The following is an 18266-nucleotide window of genomic DNA, read 5'->3' on the forward strand; positions in this document are numbered from 1 at the left end:
GCGCAATCATGCTGCATATCGTCCACCATCCCGATTATGTTGCGCCGCGCCCGAAAAGCGGCAGCTTTGTCTTCGACAAATATCAGCTGGTGATGGACGCGGTCCGCGAGCATGCCCCGCTCCACAAGAGTTACGAACCGATGCCGATGGAGCGGGTGTGGATCGAGGCGATCCATGACCCCGCCTATGTCGAGCAGGTGCTGACCGCCACGGTGCCGCGCGACAAGGAACGCCGCATCGGCTTTCCGGTATCCGCCGCCATCGCCAGCCGCGTATGCTATACCTCGGGCGGCACCTGGCTGGCCGCCCGGCTGGCGCTGGACCATGGCTATGCCGCCAACAGCGCCGGCGGCAGCCATCATGCGCTGGCCGACACCGGCGCCGGCTATTGCGTGTTCAACGATCTGGCGATCACCGCGAACCGGCTGCTGGCGGAAGGCGACGCGCGCCGGATCCTGATCGTCGACCTCGACGTGCATCAGGGCGATGGCACCGCGCAGCTGCTTGCCGGGCGCGAGGACGTCTTCACCCTGTCCCTTCATGGCGAGCGCAATTTCCCGACGCGAAAGGCCCGCTCCACCCGGGATATCGCCTTGCCCGATGCGATCGGCGATGATGCCTATCTCGCCCTGCTGGATGCCGCCCTGCTTGAGATTCTGGCCGATTTCCAGCCGGATCTGCTGCTCTATCAGGCCGGGGTTGACCCACATGTCGATGACCGGCTCGGGCGACTGGCGCTCAGCGATGCGGGGCTCGACCGCCGCGACCGCATGGTCATCCGACACGCCCGCGACCGCGCCATCCCCGTCGCCAGCGCCCTCGGCGGCGGCTATGGCCGGGACCAGCGCGCGGTGGCGCTGCGCCACGCCCGCTCGATGATCGCGATGGCCGACGAGGCCGTGCGAACGCCGGCTATTCGTCCGCTCTGACAGGGCCGGCAGGCCCCCGGTGCATTTCCGCGAAGATGCTCCATATCGCAATGAACAGAGCCGCCACCAGCGGTCCGATCACGATGCCGTTGATGCCGAACAGCTGCAGCCCGCCGAGCGTCGAGATCAGCACAACATAGTCGGGCATCCGCGTGTCCCGTCCGACGAGGATCGGCCTCACGATATTGTCGACCATGCTGATCACGAACACGCCGCAGGCGATCAGCGCGATCCCCTGCCAGATATCGCCAGTCACCAGCAGGTACAAAGCTACCGGCACCCACACAAAGCCGGTGCCGATCGCCGGAACCAGCGAGAACACGCCCATCAGCACCCCCCAGAGCAATGGGCCGCGGATATCGAGCGCCCAGAACACAAGGCCGCCGAGACCGCCCTGGATGATCGCGATCACCAGGCTTCCCTTGATTGTCGCCCGGATCACCACCAGGAACCGCTCCATCAATATCTGGCGCTTCTCCTTGTCGAGCGGGATCATCTCGCCGATCCGCTCGTTCAGCGCCCGTCCGTCGCGCAGCAGGAAAAAGGTCAGGTAGAGCATCACGCCAAGCCCGAGCAAAAGCTCGAACGCCCCCTGTCCGACGCTCAGCAACTGGCTGACCAGAAATTCGAGAATCGCCGAAATCGACTGCTCGATCTCGGCCCGGATACTGGCGAAGTCGCCATAGCCGTAAGCCGCCAGCTGCGACTGCATCCAGCGGGGCAGGGAATTTTCAAACGTCGCGAATACCGCCCCGAAATCGATGTCACCTTCCTGAATCCGCAAATAGATGCTCGCCGCTTCTTGGGCTAGCGCCATGCCGAGCAATATCGTCGGAACCACGACCAGCAATAATATGAGGATCAGGGTCGTCACCGCGACCAGGTTGGTGCGTCCCGGGAAATAGCCTAGCAGGCTTTCGTAGACCGGACGAAACAGCACGGCGACAACCACGCTCCAGACGATGGCGCCGAAAAACGGCTCGATCAGGACCGCAAAGGCGAGCGAGATGATCACCAGCAGCGCGATCATGAAGCCCCATTCAACGCGCCTTCTAGAGGTTGGGGGATTGTCCATTGGCTGTCGCTCGTGTTTGGGTGAGATACGGGGCTGGTGCTGAAAATACCCGGCCCGACAGATACGGGATTATTGCGGCCCCGGCAAGCAGGCCCGCAATCCGGCGCGCCGATTTTGCAGCGCCACGGCGGCTCGCACCTGCGGCCTGTTCGCCCTGTTCAAATCGCGCAAATGCTGTAACAATATTTGGCACATTGCCGGCAAGGCGGGAGAGACGAAGATGGCGATTCCCTTTCAGAAAGGTCTGGTGGAGACCGGCTTCGGCCTATACGCCTATCTCCAGCCCGATGGCGGCTGGGGCTGGTCCAATGCCGGCCTGATCACCGATGACGGCGAATCCCTGCTCGTCGATACCCTGTTCGATGCCAGCCTGACCCGTGAGATGCTTGGCGTCATGGCGGATGCGGCCGGGGTGGCAGCGGACGATATCGGGGTCATCGTCAACACCCATGCCAATGGCGACCATACGCATGGCAACGGCTGCTGCGCCCATGCCGAGGTGATCGCCTCGGAAGCCAGCGCGCGCGAAATGTCCGAACTGCCGGCCAGCCAGCTCGCCGCGATCATGGCGCAGGCGCGGGCGATGGGGCCCGCCGGGCAATATCTGGTCGATATATTCGGCAGCTTCGACTTTACCGATGTCGAGGAGAAATTGCCCACCCAGACCTTCAGCGGCCATCACGGTCTTTCGGTCGGCGACAAGAAAGTCGATCTGATCGAGGTCGGACCGGCGCATACCTCCGGCGACGTGCTGGTCCATGTCCCGGGCGACAGGACCGTCTTCACCGGCGACATATTGTTCATCGAGGGCACGCCGATCATGTGGGCGGGGCCGGTGTCCAACTGGATCGCCGCCTGCGACACGATTATCGATCTCAAGGCCGAAACCATCGTGCCCGGCCACGGCCCGATCACCGATGTCCACGGCGTGCGGCGGGTCCAGGATTATCTGCGCTATATCGACCAGGAAGCGCGCAAGCGCTTCGACGCCGGGCTTTCGGTGCGGGATGCCGCGCATGACATAAGGCTGGGTGATTTTTCTGCCTGGGGCGACAGCGAGCGGATCGCGGTCAATGTCTCGACGCTTTACCGCGAATATGCCGGGGATTCCTCCCCGCCGGATGTCGTGCAGCTGTTCGGGCTGATGGCGGAGTTGAAACAATAGCAACGAAGCGCCATTCCAGAGCAATGGCCGAAGATAATATTCCCACCATTCTCAGCGACTGGTTCGCCGCCCGTGGCTGGACGGTGCGGCGGCACCAGCTGGAGATGCTGGCGGCGGCGCGGGCGGGACGCCATGCGCTGCTGACGGCGCCGACCGGGGCGGGCAAGACGCTGGCCGGATTTCTGCCGACGCTGGTGGATCTGGTCGAGCAAACCGAAAAGAAACCCGTTCGCCCTGAGCCTGTCGAAGGGTCCCGCACGCCCGGCCAGGTGCTTCGACAGGCTCAGCACGAACGGGGGTCAGGAAGCGGACTTCACACCCTCTATATTTCCCCGCTCAAGGCGCTCGCGGTCGATGTCCAGCGCAACCTGCTGACCCCGATCGAGGAAATGGGGCTGCCGATCACGGTCGAGACCCGCAGCGGGGACACGCCGGCGGGCCGCAAGGCGCGGCAGCGGGTGAAACCGCCGCAGATATTGCTGACCACGCCCGAATCGCTCAATCTGCTGCTCAGCCAGCCGGAAAGTTTCACGCTGTTTGCCGGACTCAGGCGGGTGGTGATCGACGAGGTCCACGCCTTTGCCACCGGCAAGCGCGGGGACCTGCTTGCCCTGTCGCTGGCCCGGCTGCAGAAAATCGCTCCCGGTCTGCAGCGTGTCGCGCTGTCCGCGACCGTGGCCGAGCCGGATGATTTCCGCGCCTGGCTCGCGCCTTATGGCGATATCGACACCGTCACCCATGTCCTCGGTGCCGAGGGGGCGCCGGCCGACCTGTCGATCATGCTGCCGGAAACGCCAGAGGGCGATCCGGTGCGGGTGCCCTGGGCTGGCCATGCCGGTGCCTATGCCATCCCGCAGGTGATGCAGCAGATCCGCGCCAACCGGATGACGCTGATCTTCTGCAACACCCGCTTCCTCGCCGAGCTGACCTTCCAGAAATTGTGGGACATCAACGACGAGACGCTCGCCATCGGTATCCACCACGGCAGCCTGTCGCGGGAGGCGCGGCGCAAGGTGGAAAACGCCATGGCGTCAGGCCGGATGCGGGCCCTGGTCTGCACCGCCTCGCTCGACCTCGGCGTCGACTGGGGCGATATCGACTGCGTCATCCAGATGGGCGCACCCAAGGGATCATCGCGGCTGCTGCAGCGGATCGGCCGCGCCAACCACCGGCTCGACGTGTCGTCAAAGGCACTGCTGGTACCGGGCAACCGCTTCGAATATCTGGAGGCGCAGGCGGCGCTCGACGCAGTCAACGAGGGCCGCCGCGACGGCGAGCCGTTCCGCCCCGGCGGTCTCGACGTGCTTGCCCAGCATGTGATGAGCTGCGCCTGCGCCGCGCCCTTTCAGGAAGATGCGCTGCTCGACGAGGTGCAGTCCGCCCTGCCCTACAGCGCCCTGCACAAGGAGCAGTTTGAGCGGGTGCTGAATTTCACCCGCGATGGCGGCTACGCCCTCAAGGCCTATGACCGGTTCCAGCGGTTGCGTCGCGACAAGGACGGGGTGTGGAGCCTGACCCACCCGAAATTTGCCGCCCAACACCGCCTCAACGCCGGGATCATCGTCGATGCGGCGATGATGACCGTGCGGTTCAAGAACGGCCGCAGCCTCGGCAAGGTCGAGGAAGGCTTTGCCGCCATGCTGTCGGTCGGCGACACCTTCTTCTTCGCCGGACTCAGCCTCGAGATGATCAAGATGGACAGCAGCGACGTGATCGTCCGCGCCGCGAAGAAAGCCGCGATGATCCCGAGCTATATGGGGGCAAGGCTGCCGCTGACCACGCATCTGTCGGACCGGGTGCGCGCCTTTCTGACCGACCGCGCCGGCTGGGCGCGTTTCCCGGACGATGTCCGCGAATGGCTGGAGATGCAGGATTTCAGGTCGGTGATGCCCGAACCCGGACAGCTGCTGGTCGAGACCTTCCCGCACAGGGGCCTGCATTATATGGTCGCCTACAGCTTCGAGGGCTGGAACGCGCACCAGTCGCTCGGCATGCTGCTGACCCGGCGGATGGAGGATCGCGGACTGAAACCCGTCGGCTTTGTAGCCAATGACTATGCGCTGGCCTGCTACAGCGTCGAGCCGGTGACCCACCCCGCACCCTTGTTCAGCGCCGACATCCTGGAAGACGAGTTTTTCGACTGGGTCGAAGGATCAAATCTGCTGAAACGCGCCTTTCGCGAAGTGGCCGTGATCAGCGGCCTGGTCGAGCGGCAGCATCCGGGCAAGCGCAAGACCGGCAAGCAGGTCACGTTCTCCACCGATCTCATCTTCGATGTGCTGCGCAAATATGAACCCGACCATCTGCTGATGCAGGCCGCCTGGGCCGATGCCAGGGCGCGGATGACCGATGTCGGGCGGCTCGGGGATCTGCTCGACCGCGCCGCCGGGTCGATGATCCATGTCGAACTCGACCGGGTCAGCCCGCTGGCGGTGCCGGTGCTGGTGATGATCGGGCGCGAACATGTCGCCCAGGGCGCGACCGACGATGCGCTGCTGATCGAGGCGGAATCGCTGATCAACGAGGCGATGAAAGTCGACTAGCCGCGCTCGCCGGTCCGGATGCCATTTGGCGGAATCCGTTTTTTGGCATAATATGGCCGCATGACCAGTCCGATCCTGCTGTTTTCCGCGTGTGCGTCACTGTTCGCGGCGCAGCTGGCGGCGTCCGGCCCGATCGAGCCGGAGACCGAAGCCCATATAGCGGACAGCCTGCCGGACCAGTTTCTGCAGCCGGATGCCGAACGGATCGCGATAGCCGAGGACCGGATCGCCCGGATGACCGTCGCGGTCCGGATCGACGACGGTGGCCCCTATGCCTTCATCATCGATACCGCCTCGCAGCGAACGATCCTGTCCAGCGAAATTGCCGGCGCGCTGGCGCTCGATATCGAGGACGAAGTGACGATCGTGGCACTGGCGGGCACCACGGTGGTGCAGACCGTCTATGTCCCCCGCTTGACGCTTGGCCAGCGCAGCTACGACGGGCTGGTGGCGCCCACCTTCCGCGCCGCCCATATCGGCGCGGACGGCGTGCTCGGTCTCGACAGCCTGCAGGGGCAGCGCATCCTGTTCGATTTTCTGGCCCGGAATATCTCCGTCGGCGATACCGGCGAACCGCTCAAAAGCCGCTCGCTCCGCGAAATCGTGGTGACGGCAAGGCGGCGCTCGGGACAATTGATCTTCACCAACGCCACGATTGCCGGGGTCAAGACCAGCGTGATCATCGACACCGGCGGCGAGCTGTCGATCGGCAACAAGATGCTGCAACGGCGCCTGCGCCTGAAATCCTCCGCGATGCAACAGACGAGTCTCGTCGACGTCACCGGCCGCTCGATCCCGGCCGACTATGGTATCGCCGAGGAATTGCTGATCGGCCGCGCCCGCTTCGGCGTCATCCCGATCGCCTTCGCCGACATCGCGCCCTTCGGGGCCCTGGGGCTGGAAAAGACGCCGGCGCTGTTCCTGGGCATGGACGCGCTGCGCAAATTTGACCGGGTCGCCATCGATTTTGCCCAGCGGAAGATCTATTTCCTGCTGCCGGAGGGTTCATAGACCGTTGTTGGTCGAGGCAGGACGACCGTCGGCGATATTGCGCTGGCAATCGCCGCGGCTGATATTATGCTGACGCAATAAAGGAAATGGGAGAGGAAAGATCATGTCTTCATTTCTGGCGAGCCTGCCTGCCTTGGCGGCCTCGATCCTGGCGATGGCCTATCCGCTGCCCTTCGGTCAGCCGGTGGAACCGGGTGACCGAATCAGTCCGGAAGGCGAGATCGTCGATATTGACGAAGACCGCGCCAGACGGATGACCGTACCGGTCAGCATCGAGGGCAAGGGGCCCTTCTCCTTTGTCATCGATACCGGCGCAGAACGCACCGTGATCTCTCGCCGGGTCGCGGACAAGCTGGCACTGGAGCGCGAAGATCCCGCCATGTTGATGAGCATTGCCGGCACCAGCATGGTGGACATGGTTTTTGTGCCCAGCCTGACCATGGGCAGGAAAAGCTACAACGGCCTGATTTCGCCAGTCCTCGCAGCGCAGCATATCGGCGGTGATGGCATCCTGGGCCTCGACGGCCTTCAGGATCAGCGCATCCTGTTTGATTTTCTCGCCAATCAGATTGTCATCGAAAATGCGGACGAATCTCGTAGCCGACCGACCTCCCGCGAAATTGTGGTCACAGCAAAGCGCCGGTCTGGCCAACTGATTTTCACCGATGCCACGGTCTCCGGAATCAAGGTGAATGTTATCGTCGATACCGGAGCACAGGTGTCGATCGCCAACAGAAAACTGCACAAGAGACTGCTCAGCCGGGCCAAGGAACTCGGCGACGACAATCTCCTGATCGCTGTTACCGGCGAGACACTCGGTGTGGAATTTGGCAGATTGCGGGAATTCCGCATCGGCCGCGCGCGCTTTGCCAGCCTGCTGGTGGCCTTTGCGGATCCGCCGCCGTTTGAACGGTTCGGACTGGCCGACAAGCCAACCTTGTTGCTGGGCATGGATGTGCTGCGCAATTTTGACCAGGTGGCAATCGACTTTCCCAATCGGAAAATCCATTTTCTGGCTCCGAAAAATGCGCGCCAGCATATCGAACAACCGAGGAACAGCCTGATCCCATCCTGACCCCCGCGATGGGCCCAGAGCCTCTTTCCTACAGCTCCGCCTTTCTGGTACACTGGCCAAATGACTCGACAGCATCAGAATCGGTCCGGTACCCCCATCCCTCCGTCCATCGGCGATGATCCGGGTATCAGAGCTGCGCGTTCCATCATCATGGCGGAGATTGAATCTATGAGGAAATAGCCAGTTTTCACCCCAGAAGGTTTTTCTGCTTTAGGGGGTGTGACCCTGTGTGACCCTGATTTTGTTTTTTCGGGTTTCAGGCGTCTGGAAGGCGAAAAACCGGTTCCTCATCCCCGCTTTGCCATTGCGGATATTTTTGCATGGTGACGGCGAACAGCGGCGAGGCGAGATGGTCGCTCAGCCATTGCTGCAGCGCCGGCAGCGGCAGCGAATCGAACCAGCCGCGGTCATTGTTGGCGAACTGGCGGACAAACGGGAAAATGGCATGGTCGGCCAGACTGGGTTTGGTTCCGTTGAGCTGACCCGACGGCTGGATCAGGCGGTCTAGCTTCTCGAGAAAGGCAAGGCCTCCGGCGCGATGCTCCTCCGGGTCGACATTTTCGTAGCGAACGGGATATTTGTAACGGTCGAGATGATGCTTGAACGGGCCATCAGCCTCCGCGATCAGCTCGGTTTCGGCGGCATTACCCTGCAGCCAGCCTTGCGGATCGTTGCGTCCCAGGGCCCAGCGCATGATCGCCAGGCTTTCGTCGACCACCTGGCCGTCGGGCAGCACCAGCACCGGCACGGTGGCCTTGGCCGAGACCGCGATCATCGCGTCGGGCTTGTCGCGCAGCACGACCTCGCGCAGGCGGACGGCAGCACCGCTGACCAGCAGCGCCATGCGGGCGCGCATCGCGTAGGGGCAGCGGCGGAAGCTGTAGAGGATCGGCAGTTCGGCCAGATCGGTCATGCCGTGCCCAGATGCTGCCTGCCCTGCTCTGCGGCCTTCTCGACCTGCCGCTGGCGCTCGCGATAGCGGGCCCGCTGTTCGTCGGTCCGCTGGTCGATGCAATGCGGGCAGGCTTCGCCGGGAACATAGTCGGGCGAGGCACGGTCGGCAGCATTCAGCGGCATCCGGCAGGCATAGCATTGGTCATAATCGGCCTCGACCAGCCCGTGGCCGACGGCCACCCGCTGGTCGAACAGGAAACAGTCGCCCTGCCAAAGACTCTCGGCTTCGGGCACATGTTCGAGATATTTGAGGATGCCGCCCTTGAGATGACGCACATCGTCGAAACCCTGCGCCTTCACATAGGCGGTCGCCTTCTCGCAGCGGATGCCGCCGGTGCAGAACATGGCGATCTTCGGCTTGGTCTTGGCATTCTGCCGCAGCTGCTCGGAAAAATCGTCGAACCAGGCCGGGAAATCGCGGAAGGATTCGGTCTTCGGGTCGATTGCCCCGGCAAAGCTGCCAATCGCCACTTCATAGGCGTTGCGGGTGTCGATCACGATGGTGGCGGGGTCGGCGATCAGGGCGTTCCACTCGCTGGGGTCGACATAGGCCCCCTTCTCGGTCGCGGCATCGACGCCGTCGACACCCATCGAGACGATCTCCTTCTTCAGCCGGACCTTCATCCGCAGAAAGGGCATCGTGCTGGCTTCGGAATATTTGACCTCGAGATCGGCAAAGCCCGGCAGCGACCGCAGCCCGGCAATGACCTCATCGATGGCCGCCGGCACACCGGCGATCGTGCCATTCATGCCTTCGGTGGCCAGCAGGATCGTGCCTTTCAGGCCATGCGCCTCGCACAGCGGCAACACCTGCAGCCGGAGCGCGGCGGGATCTTCGACCACGGCAAAATGATAGAGCGCGGCAACTTTGACGGGAGATACGGATTCGGTCATGGCAGGGCATATAGGATGGTTGGCCGGAAAATTCCAATAGAGCCGCTTGCATCCCGACTATGTTCATCGCATAGCGGCGCCATGGTTCCCCTTCTGTTCGCCCGTCACCGCTTCGATATCGTCGCTCCGGCCGCGCTCTACTGGCCAGCCCGCAAGGCGCTGCTGGTAGCCGACCTGCATCTGGAGAAGGCGAGCTTCTACGCGCGGCAGGGGCAGATGCTGCCGCCTTATGACAGCCAGGCGACGCTCGACGAACTGGCCGGCCTGGTCAGCGATACCGGCGCCACGACCGTCTTCTGTCTCGGCGACAATTATCATGACGGCGGCGGCGAGGCGCGGCTGGAGCCGGAAGCGGCGAGACAGCTTACCGCGATGACCGCGGCGCTCGAATGGATCTGGATCACCGGCAACCATGACCGCGATGTGGCCGGGCTTTGGGGCGGGTCGGTGGTCGAAGAATGGACCGGAGACGGTCTGGCGCTGCGGCACGAGGCGACGGCGGACAGCGAACTGCCGGAAATATCGGGCCATTATCATCCCAAGCTCCGCATTGCGGTGCGCGGTCGCCATGTCTCGCGGCGCTGCTTCGTCCGGGGTCGCCAGCATCTGATCCTGCCGGCCTTTGGCGCGCTGACCGGAGGCATGGCGGCGAGCGATCCGGTGATCGAGGCCTGTGTCGGCGGACCGGCAGAGGCGGTCATCGGTCTGAAAGGCCAGCCGCTGTGCTTTCCCCTGCCCTTTGCCGAGTCGGCGATCGACCGGATCAATGACCAACAGCTGGCATTGCCTCTGGCCTCCGGCCACCGGTAGATGCTAGCGGCCTGCTGATGGATCGATTCAAACCCTATCGCGACCAGCTGGCAGAGCTGGACAGGGCAGGTCGCAAGCGGCGGCTTGCGACATCGGCGGGCAGGGATTTCTCGTCCAACGACTATCTCGGGCTGGCGCGCAGTTCGTTTCTGCAAGAAGCGGCGCAAGCAGCCATCGCCAAGGGTATCGCGCACGGCTCCGGCGGCTCACGGCTGCTCGGCGGCAACCATCCCGAGCATGAAGCGCTGGAGGCCTTTGCCGCCGCCCATTATGGGGCCGAAACCAGCCTGTTCTTCGGCTCGGGATTCGCCGCCAACACGGCGCTGTTTGCGACCCTGCCGCAGACCGGCGATCTGGTGCTCCACGACGAGCTGGTCCATGCCAGCGTCCATGACGGCATGAAGCTGGGACGTGCCGCATACCGGACGTTCCCACACAATGATTGCAACGCACTCGATCAGGAGATCCGGGCCTGGCGCGCGGCAGGCGGCACCGGGACCGCGTGGATCGCGGTCGAAAGCCTCTACAGCATGGACGGCGACCGGGCTCCGCTCGCCGATCTGGCGCGAATCGCCGATGCCCATGACGCGATGCTGGTGATCGACGAAGCCCATGCCGTCGGCGTGTTCGGTGCCCGCGGTTCAGGGCTTTCGGGACGGATCGGCGAGCAGGAAAATGTCATCGTCCTGCGCACCTGCGGCAAGGCGCTGGGCGGCGAGGGCGGACTGCTCACCATGCCCGCCATTTTGCGCGAATTCTTCATCAACCGCGCCCGGCCGTTCATCTTCTCTACCGCCCCCAGCCCGCTGACCGCGCACCTCGCGCATCAGGCAATCCTCCATGTCGCCGAAAATCCCGCGCTTCAGTCCGGCCTGGCCGATCATGTCGCGCTGGCCCGAAGCTGCTTCGCCGGCCTCAATCTTGCCAGCGGACAGGACAGCCAGATCTTCCCGGTGATCGTCGGCGACGACGGGACGGCCGTTGCCATGGCCGAACGGTTGCAGAGCCAGGGATATGACGTCCGCGCCATTCGCCCGCCGACAGTGCCCGCCGGTACCGCGCGACTGCGGGTTTCGCTGACGCTGAATATCACGGCGGACGATATCCGCAGCCTTGCGATCGCGCTGCGCGAAGCGCTGGCAATGGCCGAAGCGGCATGAGCGCAAGATTCGTCATCACCGGTACCGATACCGATATTGGCAAGACCGTCTTTGCTGCGGCGCTTACGGCAGCGCTGGGCGCCTGCTACTGGAAGCCGGTGCAGGCGGGCCTGGCAGACGGGACCGACAGCGAGACGGTGGCGCATATTGGCGGGATCGATCCCGACAAAATCCTGCCCGAACGCCATCGGCTTCGCAGCCCGGCCTCGCCGCATTTTGCCGCCGCGCAGGAGGGAATCAATATTGGTCTCGACGATTTGACCATTCCTCCGGTCGACGGCCCGCTGGTCATAGAAGGCGCCGGCGGTGCGCTGGTCCCGATCAATCCCGAGCTGCTGTTTGCCGACCTCTTTGCCCATTGGGGCCTGCCGGTGATCATCGTTGCATCGACCCGGCTCGGCACCATCAACCACAGCCTGCTGACCATCGAGGCTCTGCGCAATCGCGATATAGCCATCCATGGTATTGCCTTTGTCGGCGCGGAACAGGCCGACAGCGAGAATATCATCTGCCGGATCGGCAAGGTGCGCAGACTGGGCTGGTTGCCGATGCTCGACCGCCTCTCGCCCGAAACTCTCGATGCCGCCTTCGACGCGCATTTCGATATTGCGGATTTCCGGTCATGAGCCTGGGTATCTGGCATCCCTTCACCCAGCACGGCCTCGGCGAACCAATTCCGGAAATTGCCCGCGCCGAGGGCGCCGCGCTCTATCAGGCGGACGGCACCCGGATCATCGACGCCATATCAAGCTGGTGGGTGCAGACCCACGGCCATTGCCATCCCCGGATCGTCGCCGCTATCCAGCAGCAAAGCGCCCGGCTGGACCAGATGATCTTCGCCGGCTGGACACATGGGCCGGCCCGCGAACTGGCCGAAGGACTAGCGGATTTTCTCCCTGATTCGCTCAGCCATATCTTCTTTTCCGACAGCGGGTCGACCGCGGTCGAGGTCGCGCTCAAGATGGCCCTTGGCTATTGGCACAACCGCGGGGAGCCACGGCAGAAGATTCTGGTCATGGAACACAGCTATCATGGCGACACGATCGGCGCGATGTCGGTCGGCGCCCGAGGGGTGTTCAATCAGGCCTATTCGCCGCTGTTGTTCGATGTAGGCACCATCGGCTTTCCGGAAGCCGGGACGGAACAGGAAACACTCGCCCAGCTTGAGGCGTTTTGCCGAAATGGCGAAAGCCCGCCGGCGGCGCTGATCGTGGAGCCGTTGATCCTTGGCGCCGGGGGAATGAAAATCTACACACCTGCCATATTGAAGCAGATGGCCGCCATCTGCCGCGCCCATGGCGTGCTGTTCATTGCCGATGAAGTGATGACCGGCTGGGGTCGCACCGGAACGATATTCGCCTTTGAACAGGCCGGCGTGGCGCCGGACATCCTGTGCATGGCCAAGGGCCTGACCGGCGGTGTCATCCCGCTCGCGGCAACTGTCGCCACCGATGCCATCTATCAGGCTCATTTTTCGGACGATCGCGCGAAGATGTTTTTCCATTCCAGCAGCTTCACCGCCAATCCGATCGCCTGCGCCGCGGCCGGTGCCAATCTCGGCATATGGCGCGACGAACCCGTCCAGCAGCGGATCGACAGCCTCATCGGCCGCCACCGCGAGTTTGCGGAAAGGCTAAACGGCAGAACGGGGATTAGCGGGGTGCGTCAGTGCGGAACCATTTTCGCTCTGGAAATCGACAATCGGGCGGACGGCTATCTTTCGGATCTCGGACCGAAACTGCTCGCCTTCTTCAGGGATCGTAACATTTTACTTCGCCCCTTGGGCAATACCGTTTACGTCATGCCCCCATATTGTATCGGTGGCGAGGATCTGAAATCCATCTATGATGCTATCGAGGAGGCGATCGACCATTTTGCCAAAGGCTGATCCCGCCGCACCGGAAAGCTTTTTGCATCCGCCCGCAAAACCGGCCAAGGACTGAACATGGAAATAATAGATTCACTCATGGTCAAGATCGCGCTGATCGGCCTTCTCGGTATCGGCGCCCAATGGATTGCCTGGCGGACCGGTCGTCCCGCGATTGCGCTGATGCTAATCGTCGGCATTATCGCGGGTCCGGTGCTCGGCATCATCGACCCCGAGCGTGATTTCGGTGCCCTGCAGGAGCCGATCATCAAGCTGGCGGTCGCGGTGATCCTGTTCGAAGGCGGGCTCAGCCTGAACTTTCGCGAATTGAGACAGGCAGGCGGCGCAGTGACCACCATGGTGTTTATCGCCGGACCGATTGCCTGGGGGCTCGGGACGGCCGCCGCCCATTATGGCGCGGGGCTTTCATGGGAGATTTCCGCCTTGCTTGGCGGCATCATGATCGTAACCGGACCGACCGTGATCGGGCCGATGCTCCGCACGCTGCGCGTTCCTTCGCGGGTCCGCAACATCCTGAAATGGGAAGGCATCGTCAACGATCCGATCGGCGCGCTGCTGGCAGTCGGCATTTATGCCTATATCACCTACGAGGGCGCCAACGCCAATATCGCCGTGATCAGCATGGATGTGCTTGCTGCAAGCTTCATCGCCGGGCTGATCGGCGCCGGCCTTGGCTTCGCTCTCACCTGGCTATTTCCGCGAGGGATGGTACCGGAATATCTGAAGGCACCGTTTCTCCTGGTTACGGTGATTGCCGGTTTTGTCATCGCCGACCTGATCAAGCATGAAACCGGGCTGATCACGGTCACAGTCATGGGTATCGTCATGGGCAATCGCCAGATCTATTCCAGCCAGGCGCTCTACCGCTTCAAGGAAGATCTCGCAGTGTTGCTGATCTCCGGCGTCTTCATCATCCTGTCTGCCACGCTTGATTGGGAAACAGTACAGCAGTTCCGGCCGCAGTTTGTCATATTCCTGATATTGCTGCTGTTCGTGGTCCGGCCAATATCCGTGCTGGTTGCCCTGTTGTTCAGTTCAGTGCCGTGGCGCGAGCGTCTGTTCATCGCCTGGATCGCGCCGCGCGGTATCGTGGCGGTCGCGATCACCGGCCTGTTTGCGATCCGGCTGGTCGACTACGGATTGCCCGGGGCAGAAGCGCTGGTTCCGCTCAGCTTCGCCGTTGTTATCGCGACCATATTTGCGCATGGATTTTCCGCATCCTGGGTCGCCGAGCGGCTCGGCATTTCGGAAGGCAAGGGCGAGGGCGTCCTGATTGCGGGTGCCAATCGCTGGTCGATCGCACTCGGCAAAATGCTGAAATCGCTCGATATCGATGTTCTCATCACCGACAGCAGCAGATTTGCGCTGCGCCGTGCACATAGCGAAGGGCTTGCCATCCGTCATGGCGATGTGCTGGACGAGGCGCACAACGACAATATCGACCTCGGCGAATATCAGCACCTGATTGCCGCCACCGACAACGACAGCCAGAACCAGCTGATCACGGCCGATCTCGGGCCGGAAATGGGCTACGAGCAAATCAGCCGGCTGGCCAATGACGGGCAGAGCAAAAGCCGGGTCGGAAACGGACGGTTGCTGTTCCAGTCGGGTGCCGACTTTGCCACGCTGCTCGACCGTGATCTGGCCGGGTGGCGGTTCAGCAAGACCAATATTACCGAGAAATTCACCGCCGATGATTATCGCAAGAATCTAGAAGAAGGGGAGGAACCGCTGGCGGTCTATAAGCCGGATCGGCGCCTGCTGTTTTTCGCGACCGATGCACGACCGGTGATAGAAGATGGCGATGTCGTGATCAGCTATGTCGCCGCCGATACGCCCGAAGAACGCAAGGCGGACCGGGCGGCGAAAGACAGCGAGAAAAACGGTGACAAGAGCCGCGGCTGACTAGGCCATCTACGGGTCGCGCCGGCCAAAGAGGGCCGTACCGACCCGTATATGCGTAGCCCCCAGCTTGATCGCTTGCGGATAGTCGCCTGACATCCCCATGCTGAGCCCGGCAACGCCGCCATCGCGCGCCAGACGGGCCAGCAGCGCGAAATAGGGAACAGGGTTGGCGTCATCGGGGGGAACCGCCATCAGTCCGGCTACGGGAATCCCGGCGTCCCTGACCTGCGCCAGCACGTCGGGAACCGCTTTGATATCGCAGCCGCCTTTTTGCGGTTCTTCGCCGATATTGACCTGCACGAAACAGGGAATATGCCGATCCTGCCGTTTCATTTCGCTAGCCAGCGCCTTGATCAGCGAGGGGCGATCCACGGAATGGATATAATCGAACAGGGCAACCGCTTCTGCCGCCTTGTTGGACTGCAGCTGGCCAACCATGTGCAGTTCGACCTCGGGATATTCCGCGCGCAGCGCGGGCCATTTTTCGGCGGCTTCCTGCACCCGGTTCTCGCCGAACAGGCGATGACCGCCTTCAAGCAACGGCCGTATCTCCTCGCTGCTGCGGGTCTTGGACACGGCGACAAGCGCGATATCGGACGCCTTGCGGTCCGCTATGCGACAGGCCTTTTCGATTGTTTCGGATATTTCTGTCAGCGCCGCATGTGCCACGGGTAAGCCTCTCTCGGTCATTCTCTTTCGTGAAGCTTGCGTCTATAGGCTGGCTTATGTTGCGAGACCAGCCCTCTCCCCCTTCGCGTGAACCGGCTCGGTCGGTTCTTCCCCGAATATGGCTGTTTACCGACAAGCGCAACGACGCGAGGCTCGAAAAGGCGATCCTTGGTCTGCCGCGGGGCAGTGGCATTGTCTTTCGGCATTATCATTTGCCGGAGGAAGCGCGGCGGACGCGATTTGAAACGGTCCGCACACTGGCCCGACGTCGGGGACATATTCTGTTTCTGGCAGGGTCCGCCGCTCTGGCCCGAAAATGGCGCGCCGATGGTGCGCATGGGCGACGGTTGCGCCCCTCGACCAAGGGTGGTCTGTTGCTTAGCGTTCCGGTCCATGACGCGCGGGAAATCCGGCAGGCCAACCGCACCGGCGCCGACCTGTTTTTCCTCTCGCCGCTATTTGCGACCAGATCGCATCCCGGCCAGCGCCCACTGAACCCGCATCAGGTCAGGAAGCTGGAAGCTCTGTGCAATGGCCCGGTCATATATCTGGGTGGAATGAATCGGCGGCGCTATCAGATCCGCGCAACAAGCAGGACCCATGGCTGGGCTGCGATTGATGGATTAAGCCAGAGCGAGGGTTAGAAGCGGAACTGGGTTCCGACATATACCGCCTGGCTGTCCTGGCGATTGTCGGTCAGCGGAGCCATGCGGTCGCGCTCGTTATTGATGCGGACACCGGCGGTCACATCCAGATTGCGCGTGAGCGAATAGCTGCCACCGACATCGAGCGTGTAATCCTTCTGGCTTGCATCGAGCGCGCGCGGTGCGGCATTGATTGGTGCGCTGGCATCAATCGACATGCGCGGATTGAAGCGGCTCTTCTTGCCGCCATCGTCGTCTCCGAGTCCTCTACCGGCACCGATTTCGGACAAGTCCGGCAGATTGCTGCCCAGCTTCTTGACCGGGATCGCAAAGCTCTTCAGCCCCTTGGCAGAACCAAGACTATAGGAAACAGGTGCGATTTTCGCTGCGGTCGCAATTCCCGATCCGGCAGTTGCCGCAAGGATGTTCTCGCGGATGGAAACGGCACCGGCATCGGATTTCTGACGGACCACCACGGTTACCGAACGTTCACCGTCCCGCATACCGCCGGCCGGCGTGAATTTGAAACTCGCGTTGCCGCGCAGCGCGCTGAGATTATATTTTGCCGCCAGCTCGGGATCAGCACCCGCCACCGTGAAGGAACCGATCGATCCAAGGGTTTTGAGCGATACGATGCTGTCGTCGTCAGAAAGCACCTTCGCCAGAGCAGGAGTCATGACAAGGCCGGAGATCGCGAGTCCCGTCGCTAACCATCCGAAATGACTGACCTTTTTCGTCATGATGAAAATGCTTCCCCTTTGTATGACCGTAGATATAACAAAATCTGTCCATCTGCACGAGTCAACATACTGTTTTTGTCCGATTTTCCCAAACTAGCGAGTTTCTGTTGCAGTTCGGTTACGCTTTTGTCCAGTGATCGGGCGGCCTCCTAACAAAAAGAAGATGAACCAAAGATGATTTACCCCCCCATTCAACTGGGGTTCACTCGCGTCTGCACAAGAGCAAAACATGCGCTTGTGCTTGCCCCTTGCGGCAAAGCATTTATAGAGAGCGCTGAAATGAATTCAGGTCCGGCACAAATCGTGCGCAGCAAGTGATGCGTGCCGGGATAAAATACAATCAGGAGCGATTCATGTCCCGCCTCAAACCGTCTCTCTTTTTGCGGCCTGCCACCATCGGTCTGGTGGCCTTGTCCCTGCTGTCTGCCTGCGGAGGCAAGGAACGTCCTCAAGCCGACCTGGCCGCTTCGCAGGTCACGACCATCGGTGTGAACAGCTATTTGTGGCGCGCCTCTCTGGACGCCCTTTCCTTCATGCCACTCACCCAGACCGACAGCAATGGCGGGGTTATCCTGACCGACTGGTATGTGAACCCGCAGAATCCCGGTGAACGCATGAAAATCAACGTCTCGATCCTCGATCAGGATTTGCGCGCCGATGCGTTGCGCGTGGGCGCCTCGCGCCAGGTCTCCACAAACGGCACCTGGGTGGACGCGCCGGTCAAGGCCGCGACCACCCAGAAGCTGGAACAGATCATCCTCACCAAGGCCCGCGACTTGCGGCGCGGTGCAATCACCAACTAAT

17 protein-coding genes are annotated in these 18266 nt (G+C 62.3%); 12 read left to right on the forward strand and 5 right to left on the reverse strand.

Going from position 1 to position 18266, the window contains the following annotated elements; genetic code table 11:
• The first annotated feature begins 8 nt into the window (after positions 1-8).
• The gene (locus tag V7650_RS10370; protein WP_335656169.1) at positions 9-929 is read left to right on the forward strand and encodes a histone deacetylase family protein; all 921 of its coding nucleotides are present in this window, start codon (positions 9-11) and stop codon (positions 927-929) included.
• Here the strand turns inward: V7650_RS10370 and V7650_RS10375 are convergent.
• A complete protein-coding gene (locus tag V7650_RS10375; RefSeq protein ID WP_335656170.1) occupies positions 913-2004 on the reverse strand; it encodes an AI-2E family transporter in 1092 nt (363 codons plus the stop codon). The two genes, V7650_RS10370 and V7650_RS10375, sit on opposite strands and share 17 nt — an antisense overlap.
• Before the next feature lie 220 nt (positions 2005-2224).
• Between V7650_RS10375 and V7650_RS10380 the strand changes: the two genes are divergently transcribed.
• The 4 genes from V7650_RS10380 to V7650_RS10395 all read left to right on the forward strand — a co-directional run bounded on the left by V7650_RS10380 (position 2225) and on the right by V7650_RS10395 (position 7798).
• On the forward strand, positions 2225-3169 hold the full coding sequence (locus V7650_RS10380; protein WP_335656171.1) for an MBL fold metallo-hydrolase: 945 nt from the start codon (positions 2225-2227) through the stop codon (positions 3167-3169).
• Between the two features lie 23 nt (positions 3170-3192).
• Entirely contained in the window at positions 3193-5712 is a 2520-nt protein-coding gene (locus V7650_RS10385; RefSeq protein ID WP_335656172.1) for a ligase-associated DNA damage response DEXH box helicase, read from the forward strand.
• A gap of 60 nt (positions 5713-5772) precedes the next feature.
• The gene (locus tag V7650_RS10390) at positions 5773-6723 is read left to right on the forward strand and encodes an aspartyl protease family protein (protein WP_335656173.1); all 951 of its coding nucleotides are present in this window, start codon (positions 5773-5775) and stop codon (positions 6721-6723) included.
• 103 nt (positions 6724-6826) lie between these two features.
• Positions 6827-7798 carry a retroviral-like aspartic protease family protein gene (locus V7650_RS10395; RefSeq protein ID WP_335656174.1) on the forward strand — a complete coding sequence of 324 codons (972 nt, stop codon included), beginning with the start codon at positions 6827-6829 and terminating at the stop codon, positions 7796-7798.
• A gap of 256 nt (positions 7799-8054) precedes the next feature.
• Here V7650_RS10395 and V7650_RS10400 read toward each other — a convergent pair whose 3' ends face one another.
• Both V7650_RS10400 and trhO read right to left on the reverse strand, forming a co-directional pair.
• The gene (locus V7650_RS10400) at positions 8055-8711 is read right to left on the reverse strand and encodes a glutathione S-transferase (RefSeq protein WP_335656175.1); all 657 of its coding nucleotides are present in this window, start codon (positions 8709-8711) and stop codon (positions 8055-8057) included.
• Positions 8708-9646: an oxygen-dependent tRNA uridine(34) hydroxylase TrhO gene (gene trhO / locus V7650_RS10405; protein WP_335656176.1), complete on the reverse strand. Its 939-nt coding sequence runs from the start codon at positions 9644-9646 to the stop codon at positions 8708-8710. The genes V7650_RS10400 and trhO overlap by 4 nt, the downstream gene beginning before the upstream one ends.
• Positions 9647-9727: 81 nt before the next feature.
• On the opposite strand from trhO, the gene pdeM reads away from it, so the two are divergent.
• Genes pdeM through V7650_RS10430 form a run of 5 tightly spaced genes read left to right on the forward strand, consistent with a single transcriptional unit; the run spans position 9728 to position 15409 of the window.
• Positions 9728-10456 carry a ligase-associated DNA damage response endonuclease PdeM gene (pdeM, locus tag V7650_RS10410; RefSeq protein WP_335656177.1) on the forward strand — a complete coding sequence of 243 codons (729 nt, stop codon included), beginning with the start codon at positions 9728-9730 and terminating at the stop codon, positions 10454-10456.
• 17 nt (positions 10457-10473) lie between these two features.
• Entirely contained in the window at positions 10474-11616 is a 1143-nt protein-coding gene (locus V7650_RS10415; RefSeq protein WP_335656178.1) for an 8-amino-7-oxononanoate synthase, read from the forward strand.
• Complete coding sequence (gene bioD / locus V7650_RS10420; protein ID WP_335656179.1) at positions 11613-12242, forward strand: dethiobiotin synthase; 630 nt, start codon at positions 11613-11615, stop codon at positions 12240-12242. The genes V7650_RS10415 and bioD overlap by 4 nt, the downstream gene beginning before the upstream one ends.
• Complete coding sequence (locus V7650_RS10425; RefSeq protein ID WP_335656180.1) at positions 12239-13504, forward strand: adenosylmethionine--8-amino-7-oxononanoate transaminase; 1266 nt, start codon at positions 12239-12241, stop codon at positions 13502-13504. The genes bioD and V7650_RS10425 overlap by 4 nt, the downstream gene beginning before the upstream one ends.
• A gap of 57 nt (positions 13505-13561) precedes the next feature.
• The gene (locus tag V7650_RS10430) at positions 13562-15409 is read left to right on the forward strand and encodes a cation:proton antiporter (RefSeq protein WP_335656181.1); all 1848 of its coding nucleotides are present in this window, start codon (positions 13562-13564) and stop codon (positions 15407-15409) included.
• Positions 15410-15418: 9 nt separating this feature from the next.
• Here V7650_RS10430 and V7650_RS10435 read toward each other — a convergent pair whose 3' ends face one another.
• Positions 15419-16099 carry a YggS family pyridoxal phosphate-dependent enzyme gene (locus V7650_RS10435; protein ID WP_335656182.1) on the reverse strand — a complete coding sequence of 227 codons (681 nt, stop codon included), beginning with the start codon at positions 16097-16099 and terminating at the stop codon, positions 15419-15421.
• Between the two features lie 35 nt (positions 16100-16134).
• Here V7650_RS10435 and V7650_RS10440 point away from each other — a divergent pair, with 35 nt between their 5' ends.
• Positions 16135-16722 (forward strand): thiamine phosphate synthase, encoded by a 588-nt coding sequence (locus V7650_RS10440; RefSeq protein ID WP_335656183.1) that lies wholly within the window; start codon positions 16135-16137, stop codon positions 16720-16722.
• On the opposite strand, the gene V7650_RS10445 is transcribed toward V7650_RS10440, so the two are convergent.
• On the reverse strand, positions 16719-17462 hold the full coding sequence (locus V7650_RS10445; protein ID WP_335656184.1) for a hypothetical protein: 744 nt from the start codon (positions 17460-17462) through the stop codon (positions 16719-16721). The two genes, V7650_RS10440 and V7650_RS10445, sit on opposite strands and share 4 nt — an antisense overlap.
• 353 nt (positions 17463-17815) lie before the next feature.
• Here V7650_RS10445 and V7650_RS10450 point away from each other — a divergent pair, with 353 nt between their 5' ends.
• Positions 17816-18265, forward strand: coding sequence for a DUF3576 domain-containing protein (locus V7650_RS10450; protein WP_335656185.1), 450 nt, complete (start codon positions 17816-17818; stop codon positions 18263-18265).
• Position 18266: the final 1 nt, after the last annotated feature.

Origin of the sequence: Parasphingorhabdus sp. (assembly GCF_036964565.1) — a bacterium.
GTDB lineage: Bacteria > Pseudomonadota > Alphaproteobacteria > Sphingomonadales > Sphingomonadaceae > Parasphingorhabdus.

Excerpts from the sequence above, each read along its gene's own strand:
- V7650_RS10370 (WP_335656169.1), top strand. The coding sequence starts at position 9 with ATGCTGCATATCGTCCACCATCCCGATTATGTTGCGCCGCGCCCGAAA.
- V7650_RS10375 (WP_335656170.1), bottom strand. The coding sequence starts at position 2,004 with ATGGACAATCCCCCAACCTCTAGAAGGCGCGTTGAATGGGGCTTCATG.
- V7650_RS10380 (WP_335656171.1), top strand. The coding sequence starts at position 2,225 with ATGGCGATTCCCTTTCAGAAAGGTCTGGTGGAGACCGGCTTCGGCCTA.
- V7650_RS10385 (WP_335656172.1), top strand. The coding sequence starts at position 3,193 with ATGGCCGAAGATAATATTCCCACCATTCTCAGCGACTGGTTCGCCGCC.
- V7650_RS10390 (WP_335656173.1), top strand. The coding sequence starts at position 5,773 with ATGACCAGTCCGATCCTGCTGTTTTCCGCGTGTGCGTCACTGTTCGCG.
- V7650_RS10395 (WP_335656174.1), top strand. The coding sequence starts at position 6,827 with ATGTCTTCATTTCTGGCGAGCCTGCCTGCCTTGGCGGCCTCGATCCTG.
- V7650_RS10400 (WP_335656175.1), bottom strand. The coding sequence starts at position 8,711 with ATGACCGATCTGGCCGAACTGCCGATCCTCTACAGCTTCCGCCGCTGC.
- trhO (WP_335656176.1), bottom strand. The coding sequence starts at position 9,646 with ATGACCGAATCCGTATCTCCCGTCAAAGTTGCCGCGCTCTATCATTTT.
- pdeM (WP_335656177.1), top strand. The coding sequence starts at position 9,728 with ATGGTTCCCCTTCTGTTCGCCCGTCACCGCTTCGATATCGTCGCTCCG.
- V7650_RS10415 (WP_335656178.1), top strand. The coding sequence starts at position 10,474 with ATGGATCGATTCAAACCCTATCGCGACCAGCTGGCAGAGCTGGACAGG.
- bioD (WP_335656179.1), top strand. The coding sequence starts at position 11,613 with ATGAGCGCAAGATTCGTCATCACCGGTACCGATACCGATATTGGCAAG.
- V7650_RS10425 (WP_335656180.1), top strand. The coding sequence starts at position 12,239 with ATGAGCCTGGGTATCTGGCATCCCTTCACCCAGCACGGCCTCGGCGAA.
- V7650_RS10430 (WP_335656181.1), top strand. The coding sequence starts at position 13,562 with ATGGAAATAATAGATTCACTCATGGTCAAGATCGCGCTGATCGGCCTT.
- V7650_RS10435 (WP_335656182.1), bottom strand. The coding sequence starts at position 16,099 with ATGACCGAGAGAGGCTTACCCGTGGCACATGCGGCGCTGACAGAAATA.
- V7650_RS10440 (WP_335656183.1), top strand. The coding sequence starts at position 16,135 with ATGTTGCGAGACCAGCCCTCTCCCCCTTCGCGTGAACCGGCTCGGTCG.
- V7650_RS10445 (WP_335656184.1), bottom strand. The coding sequence starts at position 17,462 with ATGACGAAAAAGGTCAGTCATTTCGGATGGTTAGCGACGGGACTCGCG.
- V7650_RS10450 (WP_335656185.1), top strand. The coding sequence starts at position 17,816 with ATGTCCCGCCTCAAACCGTCTCTCTTTTTGCGGCCTGCCACCATCGGT.